Annotated in this window: 12 protein-coding genes; 6 read left to right on the top strand and 6 right to left on the bottom strand. The window is 34.5% G+C overall.

Annotation, left to right across the window (positions count from 1 at the left end; translation table 11 throughout):
• Positions 1–169 precede the first annotated feature (169 nt).
• Both J2772_RS00060 and J2772_RS00055 read right to left on the bottom strand, forming a co-directional pair.
• A complete protein-coding gene (locus J2772_RS00060; RefSeq protein ID WP_045498816.1) occupies positions 170–364 on the bottom strand; it encodes a cold-shock protein in 195 nt (64 codons plus the stop codon).
• A 50-nt stretch (positions 365–414) separates the two neighbouring features.
• Positions 415–1,533, bottom strand: coding sequence for a DEAD/DEAH box helicase (locus J2772_RS00055; protein ID WP_209912289.1), 1,119 nt, complete (start codon positions 1,531–1,533; stop codon positions 415–417).
• Between the two features lie 528 nt (positions 1,534–2,061).
• On the opposite strand from J2772_RS00055, the gene J2772_RS00050 reads away from it, so the two are divergent.
• The 4 genes from J2772_RS00050 to J2772_RS00035 all read left to right on the top strand — a co-directional run bounded on the left by J2772_RS00050 (position 2,062) and on the right by J2772_RS00035 (position 5,224).
• Positions 2,062–2,922, top strand: a complete 861-nt coding sequence (locus tag J2772_RS00050; RefSeq protein WP_245365006.1) for a beta-1,6-N-acetylglucosaminyltransferase — start codon at positions 2,062–2,064, stop codon at positions 2,920–2,922.
• A 58-nt stretch (positions 2,923–2,980) separates the two neighbouring features.
• Positions 2,981–3,568 carry a ferritin-like domain-containing protein gene (locus J2772_RS00045; protein ID WP_209912287.1) on the top strand — a complete coding sequence of 196 codons (588 nt, stop codon included), beginning with the start codon at positions 2,981–2,983 and terminating at the stop codon, positions 3,566–3,568.
• Positions 3,569–3,873: 305 nt separating this feature from the next.
• Complete coding sequence (locus J2772_RS00040) at positions 3,874–4,401, top strand: hypothetical protein (RefSeq protein WP_209912286.1); 528 nt, start codon at positions 3,874–3,876, stop codon at positions 4,399–4,401.
• Between the two features lie 34 nt (positions 4,402–4,435).
• Positions 4,436–5,224, top strand: coding sequence for a PhzF family phenazine biosynthesis protein (locus J2772_RS00035; protein ID WP_209912285.1), 789 nt, complete (start codon positions 4,436–4,438; stop codon positions 5,222–5,224).
• Between the two features lie 135 nt (positions 5,225–5,359).
• Here J2772_RS00035 and J2772_RS00030 read toward each other — a convergent pair whose 3' ends face one another.
• From J2772_RS00030 to J2772_RS00015, 4 genes are all read right to left on the bottom strand, one after another.
• Entirely contained in the window at positions 5,360–5,578 is a 219-nt protein-coding gene (locus tag J2772_RS00030) for a DUF4287 domain-containing protein (RefSeq protein WP_209912284.1), read from the bottom strand.
• 102 nt (positions 5,579–5,680) lie between these two features.
• On the bottom strand, positions 5,681–6,625 hold the full coding sequence (locus J2772_RS00025; RefSeq protein ID WP_209912283.1) for a pentapeptide repeat-containing protein: 945 nt from the start codon (positions 6,623–6,625) through the stop codon (positions 5,681–5,683).
• Between the two features lie 517 nt (positions 6,626–7,142).
• A complete protein-coding gene (locus J2772_RS00020; RefSeq protein WP_209912282.1) occupies positions 7,143–7,793 on the bottom strand; it encodes a hypothetical protein in 651 nt (216 codons plus the stop codon).
• Between the two features lie 54 nt (positions 7,794–7,847).
• On the bottom strand, positions 7,848–8,246 hold the full coding sequence (locus J2772_RS00015) for a hypothetical protein (RefSeq protein WP_209912281.1): 399 nt from the start codon (positions 8,244–8,246) through the stop codon (positions 7,848–7,850).
• A 237-nt stretch (positions 8,247–8,483) separates the two neighbouring features.
• Between J2772_RS00015 and J2772_RS00010 the strand changes: the two genes are divergently transcribed.
• Positions 8,484–10,877: a hypothetical protein gene (locus tag J2772_RS00010; protein ID WP_209912280.1), complete on the top strand. Its 2,394-nt coding sequence runs from the start codon at positions 8,484–8,486 to the stop codon at positions 10,875–10,877.
• A 507-nt stretch (positions 10,878–11,384) separates the two neighbouring features.
• Positions 11,385–11,855 carry a hypothetical protein gene (locus J2772_RS00005; RefSeq protein WP_209912279.1) on the top strand — a complete coding sequence of 157 codons (471 nt, stop codon included), beginning with the start codon at positions 11,385–11,387 and terminating at the stop codon, positions 11,853–11,855.
• The last annotated feature ends 830 nt before the right edge of the window (positions 11,856–12,685 follow it).

Raw genomic sequence — 12,685 nt, 5'->3', positions numbered from 1 at the left:
AGGTTAATGAACATTATGGAAATAAAAAGTAATGTATTTATAGTAATGTCCGTTCAAATAATATATCCAGACAAATTGGTATGGATATATTATTTGTTAAAAAATATAAAAATTATGAAACTGGAATTGTAAAAAATTATCTTTTGAAATATCTACAATCAAGTTTAAATTATGCCAATTTTACGTTGACAGCATTTAAGCCCTTGTCACTTTTTTGTACATCAAAAACGACTTTATCGTTTTCACGAATTGAACTTATGCTCAACCCTGAAGAATGTACAAATATGTCCTTACTCCCATCTGAAGGAGTAATAAATCCGAAGCCTTTTGCTTCATTGAAAAATTTTACTGTGCCTTGTTGCATTGTAATTATTATTAAAAATTGAATATTGTGTTCTGTAAACGCTACAGAATTTATTTATAAAATGATCTGACCGGCACTGTAAATCCGATCAGCTTTTGAATATTTTTAAGATCCACACGCTCATCTGTATCGCAAAATGAAATGGCGGTACCTTCTGCTCCTGCCCTTCCTGTTCTTCCAATCCGGTGAACATAGGTTTCCGGGATATTAGGAAGTTCATAATTGACAACATTAGGAAGATCATCTATATCAATGCCTCTAGCGGCAATATCTGTAGCCACCAATACATTAATTCTGCTGCTTTTAAAATCATCAAGTGCATTTTGTCTTGCTGCCTGTGATTTATTTCCATGAATAGCTGCTGCAAAAATCCCCACATCCTCTAACTGTTGAACAAGTTTATTTGCAACATGTTTAGTACGGGTGAAAACTAATGATCTAGTAGTGTTTTTTTCCTGCAGGATATCTATCAACAGATCTGTTTTATCTTTTTTCTCTACAAAATATACAGATTGCTTTACTGTTTGTGCTGTTGAAGACACTGGTGTTACAGTAACCTCTACAGGATTATTCAGAATGGTTTCTGCAAATTTCTTTATACTTACCGGCATGGTTGCAGAAAAAAACAGTGTTTGTCTTTTACGGGGAATTAAACTTAAAACTTTTTTCACATCATTGATGAACCCCATATCAAGCATTCTGTCTGCTTCATCCAAAACCAATATTTCAAGCTTAGAGAGATCAATATGTCTTTGATTCACCAGATCCAGTAACCTTCCGGGAGTTGCTACAAGAATATCTACTCTTTTTCTCAGGGCAGCAAGCTGGCCACCTATTGAAACTCCCCCAAAAACAGAAAGTTGGGATAAAGGCAGATATTTGCTGTAAATGCCAAAGTTTTCTTCTATCTGTATGGCTAATTCCCGGGTTGGAGTGAGAATTAAGGTGCGTATTTCTTGATGTTCAGGGTTATGTCTTTTCAGTAACTGTAGTATAGGCATAGCAAATGCTGCAGTTTTTCCGGTTCCGGTTTGTGCACATGCTATAATATCTTTTCCTGCCAGAATATGTGGAATTGCAGCACTCTGTATTTCGGTAGGCTTGGAATATCCAGCTTCCGTTACAGCACGAACAATGGGATTGATTAAGTTTAAATTTTTAAAGCTCATTATAAATTCCGGTCTTCCGGTAGTTGGTAAGCAAATCTGTTTATCAGAATTTGAGTTGGTATAAGGATAAACAAATAAAGAGTACTTTTCCGGTTTATCGTTTTGCTTGCTTTATCTGCAACAATACTATTCAATATTGTTTATGACCAGCAATAACATATCGCTCCTATTGATGGTAGGACTTTTATAATCTTCTCCGTTTCACTCATGAAATCAAGATTATAAATGGTAGCTGAAAAAGCAAAACTGGAAAAGAAAATTGTGATTTTAAACTATTACAGAATAGCAAAGGCAGTGACCTGTTTTATAAATGCTCTACAAACTTACGATAAAAAAAACAAACAAAACCACATTTAATTGGTTGATTATCAAAAAATTATTCATACCTTTCGCACGTCAATCGAATTATTTGCAGACGCGGATGATTTTAAGCTTCCCAAAATGCAAACAGCTTTTCCCATACCCCAGACCCAGCCCCAAACCCTGGAATCATATGCAACACCGCATATAAAAATTGCTTATTTTATTATGATACATCATAAACCTCATGTATTCAAGGAGATGTTTCAGAAAATTTACACAAAAGATCAGTTCTATCTTATTCATATTGACAGAAAGGCTCAACCGGCCTTCACAGAAGAAATACAGCTCTACATAGTACAATTTCCCAATGTTTTTATTTTAGATAGTCTGAATATTGTTTCAGGAGGCTTCAGTATGATCCAGGCAGAGCTTAATGCTATGGAATTTCTTTTAAATGCAAGTCGGGAATGGGATTATTTCATCAATCTCAGTGGTGAAGATTATCCTCTTAAATCCCAATCCATCATACGTAAATTCCTTACAGTGAATAAAGGCCGGAATTATCTGTTCTATTACGACCAGAAATTTTACAGACCGGATACCCTGAAAAGAATACAAAATCATTTCACCGAATTAGCCTATATAATCTCCTCATTCATTTATAAAAGAGAATTTATGAAAGGGGTAACTCCCTATATTGGAGGAAAATGGTTTATATTTACAAGAGAAACCTGTGCTTTCTTAACAAGCAATAAAAAAGTAATGGATTTTGAAGATTATTATCTTCATACCTTTTTACCTGCCGAATCATTTTTTCAGACCGTTCTTATGAATACATCATTTAATGATATTATTGTAAATGATGATAAAAGGGCAATATTTGAGAAGACAATTTTTCAGAATAAGCAGGATATCCTGAATTACATAGAGTCTCTGAAATCCAGCAATCAGCTTTTTATCAGAAAAGTAAATAATAAAACGGATGAAAATATCCGCAGCTATATTGAAAACAACTTTCTTCTTCCTTTAACAGAGATTGATGAAGTGGAAAGAGAATTAAAAAGGGATGACCGGCAAAATAATTAGTTTATTGAGTGGTCTAGAATTATAGCTGTTAAAACAATCACATTAAATCTAAAGTATTATGGCAACAAAAAATGTAACAAAGAAAACAACAGCAAAAAGAGCACCTGCTAAATCAGTTACGGCAAAAAAGACAGCCAAAACTCCAGCAAAGAAAAATGCTGCCAAAGGACTGAAAGACCTGTTTGAAGATGGACTGAAAGACATGTACTGGGCAGAAAAAGCATTGGTAGGAGCATTGCCTAAAATGTATAAGAATGCAACAGATAAAAAGCTTAAACTGGCTATTGAAAATCACCTCAGAGAAACAGAAATTCATGTAAAAAGGCTGGAGGAATGTTTTAAATCCCTGAAGAAAAAAGCACAAGCCAAAAAATGTGATGCAATGCAAGGCCTTCTTGATGAAGGAAAAAACATCATGAAAGAAACCCAATCAGGATCTGTAAGAGATACAGGAATTATAGCAGCTTCACAAAAGGTAGAACACTATGAAATTGCAACCTATGGAACGCTTGCTGCCTATGCAAAAGTTCTGAAAGAGAATGTTTGCCTTAAAAATCTTCTGGCAACCCTGAGCGAGGAAAAAAAATGTGATAAACTCCTCACAAAAATTGCAGATACAGACCTCAATACTAAATCATTATCGTAGTTTCATATCCGTAAAAAGGTATTCTAATATAACCCTCTGAAGGGCACACATGTAAAATATCGCTATTTTAAATAAGTAGCGATATTTTTTTATTGATGATTAGAAACCCGTATCAATTTTTGAAATAGATTTTTTCACAACCTTATTCCTTCAAAAATAAGACCTAAACAAGATTTAAAACTGTACAACCTAGTGAGAAATATCAGACTAGATATGACTATAAACTTTTGTATTTTTATAGAATGGAATGCATTTTCTGCGCGCTCAATATAATGGCAGCAGAAACCACCAAACTCTTTTTATTCATGAAAAAATTAAATCCAAGTTATTTCGAATTCTTCTTTTTCAGATATGGATTCATTGTTATTTTTGTTCAGATAGTTACGATATCACTTTATTTTTTCACCGAAGAAAAAGAGCCTGCTTATTTGGCCTGTACAAGTATTCTATGTTTTCTATTTCTAGTGTTTGTATGTTTATCAGACCATCGGATGCTGAGAAAAAATCTTCCTCTTGCGAATGTTTTTCTAGCCGATGACAGCCTTATCATTAACAAAATGCTTTATCCTGCTGAACAAATAGAAGAAGTCGCCTTTATGCCTGTAAGACATGCTTTGAACAAATTTCCTGCGTATTTTGTTGAAATTACAACCCATGATGGAGCAGTTTTTTATTTTCTTGAGAAAAATATGGGCTGGAATTTTGAATCACCCACTATTAAACTATTGAACCAACATCCCCTATTCTCTTTAAAAACAAAAGAAAAAAGTGAATCTTCAGAGGGTTTTTCTGCATTTAAAAATCATAAGCCCAAGAGCCATCCGGTAAAATAAATTATCTTTGTTACCGATCTAAAATTTCTCAATTATGAAGTTAGAATTATATCAAATAGATGCATTTACAGAAGAAATTTTCCAGGGAAATCCTGCGTGTGTTGTTCCATTGAAAACATGGTTACCCGACGAGGTTCTCTTAAAAATAGCCCGTGAAAATGCTGTAGCAGAAACAGCTTTCTTTATTGATAATGGCAATACCATTCATCTGAGATGGTTTACTCCTGAAATAGAAATGGATTTATGTGGACATGCTACCCTTGCTACTGCACATTGCTTAGCTACCATTTTAAATTATCCGAATAGCAGAATCGTTTTTGAAACCACAAGCGGTGAATTAACAGTGGATGTAAAAGATGGATTTTATTATATGGATTTCCCTTCAAGAATGCCCGAACCATCCACTCTTCCGGATACAATCATTAAATCTCTTAGTATACAGCCTAAGGAGGTTTTCAAATCAAGAGACTACGTACTGGTTTATGAGTCTGAGGAAGACATCAAAAAGATCACCGTTGAAAAATCTATTTTAGACCTTATCAACCTGGATCCCGGAGGTGTTGTAGTGACTGCAGCAGGTACTGACAGTGATTTTGTATCAAGATATTTTACGCCGCAATCATCTATTCTTGAAGATCCTGTAACCGGTTCTTCCCACTGTTCTCTCATTCCGTTCTGGTCTTCAAGACTTGGAAAGGATAAGCTTTTTGCCCGCCAGCTATCAGAAAGAGGCGGCCAGCTCTATTGTGAAAACAAAAATGAAAGAGTGATTGTGGCAGGTAAGGCCAGAACCTATTCTACGGGACATTTTTGGATAGAATAATGGTATTCTGATTTGGCAGAACAGCTTAATCTTGTAAAAAAGTGATGTAAAAATAATCCCTTCAAGTTCATCAAAATGATAGGCACTTATTTAGGAAAATAGGTGCCTATCATTTTTTACAGAGATAGATTTTTTTTATTCGCGCTTTCCGTTAATATAGGCATACATAGCAGTAGCATGCCCATGCCCTAGTTCAAAATCTTCTTTTAACCAATTGATTATTTCTGTTGCTTTTACTCCCTTTTTTATTTTTCCATCTTCGGTAAATCCTTTTTCCCCAGCTAAATTTTCAAAATCAGAACGGGACTTTCCTGTTTTTTCTTCAATGTTTTTAATATAGGTTTGAAATGACATACTATTTATTTTTGCGTTAAACTTTATTTCTAATATATATTTTTAAAGATGCAGTCAGCATTTTCTGTATGGAACGAAGTTCTTTGGTTATTATTAAACAATCTATACTTTTATTACATTCGGTAAATCTACTCCAGCTCCCTTGAGGGCTGCATAGGTCAGTTTATCCATCATTGCTCCTTCAAAATCAATACTTTTAAGGGTTTTATAATATCTGTTGGTAAGTGCAAATGTAGATCGGAAAGAAACATTTTTTAACGCAGCTCCTTTAAAAGAGACCCCTTTTAGTCCGGCATTATCAAATTTTACATTAATGAAAAGCTGTCCATCAAGACAAAGTCCACTCAGATCTGAAGAGCTAAAATCTACCCCGTCAAATTCGCAGTTTTCAAAAATTGTTTTTCTCAGATCACCACCCATTATCTTTACATCAATTAAGTTGATATCGGTAAATCTTGCCTGAGTAAGATCAGATGAGGAAAACTCAGTTCGAAGCAAAACAGCTTTTTTAAAGTTTGTTCCAGAGAGGTTATTATTAGATAGAACACAATCTGTAAGATCTGCACTTTCAAAATTACCATTACTCACATCACTGTTCTTAAAAGAACTGCCTGTTAAATCTGCTTCGGAAAAATCTGCTCCCTTCAGATCACTTCCCCAAAATTTTCTCTCCGGAGCGTTTACTCCAGCAAAATCTGTCCCTACGAAAGCTCCACCGCTAAAATTAGTGAGTAATGGTTCACTTACAGAATGTGAAGACTCAACCTCTGCATTATTTTTTTGCCCAGTTTGGTCAGTATTATTAGCCATATTTTTAATGGCCAACTCTTCTTTTTGAACGGGTGCATTCTCTGAAAAATAGTTAAGGTCTAAATTAAAAATTTCAGAGAGACGGTTAATGGTAATAAAATCAGGTACTGATTCTCCACGCTCCCATTTTCCAACTGCCTGCGGACTGATAAACAGAAGTTGGGCAAGCTGCGCCTGGGACATTCTGTTTTCTTTTCGTGCCTGAACGATTTTATCGCCTAGTTTCTTTATATCCATATTCTTGTATTTTTAGTCTTTTTGACAGGACAAAGATAGCTTCCAGTCCATCCTTATCTATCAGAATTATAAATACTCTTAGTTGTAATTACACTACTTATAGTTGTATTGTAATTATATCTGACAACCTACGGTAGTATTGGGTGAGATAAGGCCAATATTCTTCATCTTCAAGGATAAATTTTTCTCTTTAATACAATGTGAGGAACAATATCATCCACTTTCTTTATATCCGTTTTATTAGTGATAATTATTGTATCTAATTATTTATTATTCCAATCATCACGTATCACAATTTTCACCGAAAATAGATAAAAAAACATTAAAAAATTTCATATATATTTTTCCACAACAATAATTTATTTAACGTTTCAAAAAGATACCATGAAAGCTCAAAATTAATTTCAGTTGCTGTCTTGATGCTATTCTTAGTAATGCATGTACCGGCATGAAAAAAGAAACAGGTGGTTCCGCTAAAACCCGGCTCATTTAGAAATGCCTAAAGATACTGAATCTGTCAGTTCTCATTCTTCTGATGTATTTTTTCTGCTTCTTCCACATTGTACGCAATCCTGTTATCCTGGCCTGTTAAAAGAGTAAAAACCTCCCTATATTCATTAAATTTATTTTTGTCATAATGAACCAGTACCGGAAATAATTGGCTGGCCTGATAGTATCTTTTATTGTCCAAAGCATTTTGCATCGCTTTCTCCATTTCCTTGAAAAGTGGACTACAATTTTTCTTCAGTAAAAAATGCTTTAAATGATATTCAAAAAATTGGCCTCCGTATAGGTTCAAAAACTGTTTGATATATGGATATAATTCCTGCTCGTCTTTCCCATTAAAAGTCGAAATATACAATGCATTGGTAATGATATCATACACATTATCTTCACCATAAAGCCTATGGGGTTCAAATTCTTCTTTTTCAGCCCATTTTTTACTCATAAACCGATTGATGAATTCAAATCCCTCCGGTATTGCCCATGCGAGTAAAATAAGCATCGCCTGATAAGCAATATATCGATCGTTACTATGAAGCAGCAATTTCAATCCTTCAATCCTCTCAATATCTATTTTTTCAAGGAGCTGTACTTCGTTCAAATCGTACCCTTCATCCCCATTTTCGTTATAGTGATAGAGCAGTTCATGGATTTCTTTATTCATTTGATTACATTTCATTAATTGCTTCAACCTTATGTTCAATGTGATTCATCCAGCTCAAACCATTACTTCCAACTTATTAGATAGTATTCTCGAAAATTCAAAGGTGATATAAAATTTTTCATGTCTGGGAATCCTGAATGAAATTCCTTTGAAGGATAATATCTGCTCGCCATCTTCTTCAAAAACCTTAGCCGGAAATTCGAACCGTTGCGTTTCATTGGGAGGCAGTATATTTTCAGGAACCGGCTCAGCATTATATGCAGGCGAGATAAAAGCTCTTTCATAGACTTCTATTACCTCATCCTTTGCATCAAAAAGTCTTATCCCGTTCCTGGCCAAGCTGCCTGTATCATTAGAGAAATAAAATTTCCGTTCTTCACCGCTATGGTTGGTGATATCTATATAAAGTATAAAACGGTTTTCTTCGAGATGATAAGAAATATCATGTTTCATGTTTATAGCATTCATGATGTGAAGATAAATTAAATAATAAAAATATTTTGGCTGTATGGCAGTAATCTACTCTTCTTATGGATAATTTCTATTTTTGAACACTGATGTATAACAAGCAACCCAACAACTGAAAATATTCATTATTAGTTTCTTTCTTTTGAAATAACCCACTAAATATCAATTTTCAAATCTTTAAATGATTAAATTAGCGCTGAATTAAAATGCGTTAAGATTTCTATGAAAAATATATTCGGAGTATTGCTTCTTTCTCTGGTGCAACCTATACTGGCCCAAACGAAACTGGAAAAAGCAATTACAAGTCTTGAGGATAATTACGAACAAGAAAAAGTATATGTACTTACTGACAAATCACAATATGCCGCTGGTGACAAAATCTGGTTCAAAAGTTTTGTGTTTGATGGATATAACCGTTCTGCATTATCTACTACCCTGTTTGTAGAACTCTACAATTCTGATAAAAAATTAATAAACTGGAAAACCATACTTCTCACCAATGGTGAAGGCAGCGGAGATTTTCAACTGAAAGAAGATCTTCCGGAGCAGGTGTATTTTGTAAGAGCTTATACGCCTTATATGACCAATTTTAACGAAGAATTTCAGATTGTTAAATCTTTTCCGGTATACAACCCCAATTCCACAGAATCATTAGTAGTTTCTAAAAGTTCCGACTGGTCTGCAAAAGCCTTTCCCGAAGGGGGAAATTTCATTAATGGTATGCCTACAAAATTTGCTGTAAGACTTTCAAGCAATACTTCTTTGCCGGAAAACTGGTCCGGAAAAATAGTAGATGCACAGAACCCCAATATTTCTATCACAACCTTTAAGTCTTTTGATAAAAATGTGGCTTCTTTTACCCTAACTCCTGCTTCAGGAAAAAAATACCAGGTTATCATTCAGGATAATGCCGGGAAAAGTAAAACAATAGATCTTCCACAGGTTGCAGACAGCGGTCTTCATTTAGAGGTTAACAGTTCAAAAGACGGAATTAAATATACTTTAAAAGGCGTTAATTTAAAACAACAGCTTCAGAATTATAAAATTGTAGGAACTATCAATAACCACCTTGCTTATAAGGCTACTATTAAACAGTTAAACAATGAGGCTTCCAGTCTTATTCCTACCAAAATCAGCAATGGAGCTAACGGAGTTTTCCAATTAGCCATTTTTGACGATCAGGATAATCTGGTTGCCCAAAGGCTGTGTTTCATAAAGCCCAATGATTTAAAGATTGAGAAAGCTGAAATTATAGGCCAGAGCATTAAACAGACTCCAAGATCTTTCAATAGTATTGATCTTTCTCCGGAATCTTATTTTAAAAATTATACCGTTTTGGTAAGTGAGGATGATGGAACTCAGAAGCCTGAAGAAGACAATATTCTAAGCGGACTTTGGTTAACAGGAGATTTTACTACCAAAATAGACAGTCCGGCTCAATATTTTTCTAAAAATGCCAATAGTGAAGCTTTAGACGCTCTGCTTATTTCTGAAAAATGGAAGAGGTTTGACTGGAATTCCGTATTGAGTGGATCTGTACCAACCATTAAGACCAAATCTCAAAAATTCCTTTCTTACAGGGTAAAACTTGTTAAAAATAACGCACTGATGTCCAATTCCAGTGTGGTTTTATTGTTGAAGTCAGGGAAAAGCGAACCCATTATCAGTCCGTTTCAAACCGACCAAAGCGGCTATGTTTATTTAAACAATCTTAGCAATGATGAACCTTTGACTGTTTCCTTATTCGCTAATTCAGAAAATGGGAAAGAATCAACTGCTGATAATTTATTTGTAACGGCAGAACCATTGGTAAATCCCACACCATTTACCGGTAATTTTCCGGAAACGAAATATAAACTCGTAAAAGCCAATGGAAATAAAACCCTTCCGCCAGCCATTGCCAAAGCAATTAATACTCAAAAGAACATCAAAAAGACAGAAAGTACCGATATTGAAATTAAAGAAGTAGAATTAGTAGGAAAAAAGAAAGATCCAAAAGAAGAACTGGACCAACAGCTTTCTACCGGAATGTTCAGTTCTATGAACTCTACTATATTTGATTTTGTGAATGAAGATCAGCATGCCGACGGAATGACCAATATATTAGACTGGCTACAGGGAAGAGCGGCCGGTTTAACATTTCAAAAAAATAATTCAGGGATAAGTATTCCTTACATTCGCGGCCAGCAGGCTAAGCTTTATTTAGATGAAATTCTTACCGATCCTACCATGATTTCCACTTTGCCGATCAATAATATTGCTATGGTAAAAATTCTGAAAGGAGCCGGATTAGTAGGTGATGCAGTAGCCATCTATACCATGAAAGGCAATATGAAGTCTAAAAATAAAGGAAAAGAAGCACCAAAGAATAACTCATCTGCTATAAAGGGTTATGATAAACCTTCAGAATTTCTTGTTGAAATGATAGATGAGAGTGCAAAAATTGAAAATGACACCCGCGAAACATTATACTGGAATCCTAATTTATTTGACAGCGATTATGTTCCACCAAGAATTAAATTTTTCAATAACGACAGTGCAAAACAATATAAAGTAACCATTATAAGCTTTGACGAAGATGACAATCTTCTTTATCAGAATGAGGTTTTTAAATAGTAAAAAAGGCTTTCAGTTATCCTGAAAGCCTTTTTTTTGTCTTGAAGCTGGAGGCTGGAAGTTATAATGGTTATAAAGATGGCTGTTGGTCTGTTTTATTAAACGCTGGGAGCTGGAAGAGGGAGGCTGAAAGTTACTTTGAGTTATAACGACTGGTGGTCAGCATAAAATAATACAATGGTTTATTGTGCAGCTTTTTTGAAACGCAAAGAATGAGTGATTCTGCTGTTTCATCTTAAGAAGACAAATGAAAGCGACAATGTCGCTGATGAAGCAATATAGATATGCGTGCACTTAGAAAGAATCAATGAAGTTGATTCCATCTTTTACAATTACATTATAAAAACTTTGCGTTATATTTAAGTGGTGATATAAGCAAAAGAACTAAGAAAACAAATTCCCATAATGTATGCCCTAAAACATCAATAAACAGTTACCCTATTCCAAAAAAACAGGATCTTTCAAAAGAAAATGCTAAATATTCCGTTTAATTCTTAAATTTAACCAATGCAAAAGAATCTTTATCTCATCATCATATTATTTTCTCTTACCAGCTGCTATACTTACCAGGTTAAAAAGCAAGTGAATGCAGCAACCGACAACAGGCAAGAACCTAAACAGACTACAGCTCGTGCTAATATTACCTCTTCACCAATAGAAAGTACACCAGCTGAATTTAAAAGTATGAGTTCTCAACAAGTACCTGTACCCATCAATATTCAGGAGAAACTTACCTCTAATAAAAATGTTAAAATTGACGTTGACGGCAAGAGCTATAAAGTAATCGTTGACAAATGGGAAGGCGACAGCCTTGTAGCACACCCGGTTCATAATGCTAAAAAAACTTTGAAATTCCATAAGAACCAGATCAACGGCGAGAAAATTGCGGAAAAACGGTTTTCACAGCCCATAGCTGATATTATTACCGTTGTTGCTTATGCCGGAATTGCTGCCGGAATATATCTTCTTGTTCGCTAATTTTTAAAACGTTTCCATTAAAATCTTTTGGCTTTGGAGTATTTTTACGGAATTGTTTTTATTGCATTGGCCCAAAATCAGGCAACTTTGTGTAGCTGTTTTTTTGAAACGCAAAGGATGAGTGATTTTACTGTTTTATCTTAAGGAAGCAAAAGAGGGCGACAATGTCACTGATGAAGCGATGTGGTTATGCGTACGCTTAGATAGAATCAATAAAATTGATTCCATCTTTGCTCCCTTAAAATATTACAATTACAGTATAAAATCTTTGCATTTTTAAAGCAATTTGTTTTTGTAATAGCTATCCAATTACTATAACTTAAAGTAGCCTCCAGCTTTCCTCTTCCAGCTCCTAACCTTTATTGAATAACTCTTTTTTGAAACGCAAAGAATGAGCGATTCAACCGGTTTATCTTAAGGAAGCAAAAGAGGGCGACAATGTCGCTGATGAAGCGATGTGGTTATGTGTACGCTTAGAAAGAATCAATAAAATTGATTCCATCTTTGCTCCCTTAAAATATTACAATATAAAATCTTTGCGTTTTTAAAGCAATTTGTTTTTGTAATAGCTATCCAATTACTATAACTTAAAGTAACCTCCAGCTTTCCTCTTCCAGCACCCAACCTTTATTGAATAACTCTTTTTTGAAACGCAAAGAATGAGTGGTTCAACTGGTTTATCTTAAGAAAGCAAAAGAGGGCGACAATGTCGCTGATGAAGCGATGTGGTTATGTGTACGCTTAGAAAGAATCAATGAAATTGATTCCATCTTTGCTCCCTTAAAATATTACAATATAAAATCTTTGCGTTTTTAAAGCAATTTGTTTTT

Source organism: Chryseobacterium jejuense (assembly GCF_017877355.1).
GTDB lineage: Bacteria > Bacteroidota > Bacteroidia > Flavobacteriales > Weeksellaceae > Chryseobacterium > Chryseobacterium jejuense_A.
Note: the sequence above shows the minus strand (reverse complement) of the source record. Positions and strands in the feature narration are given on the sequence as shown.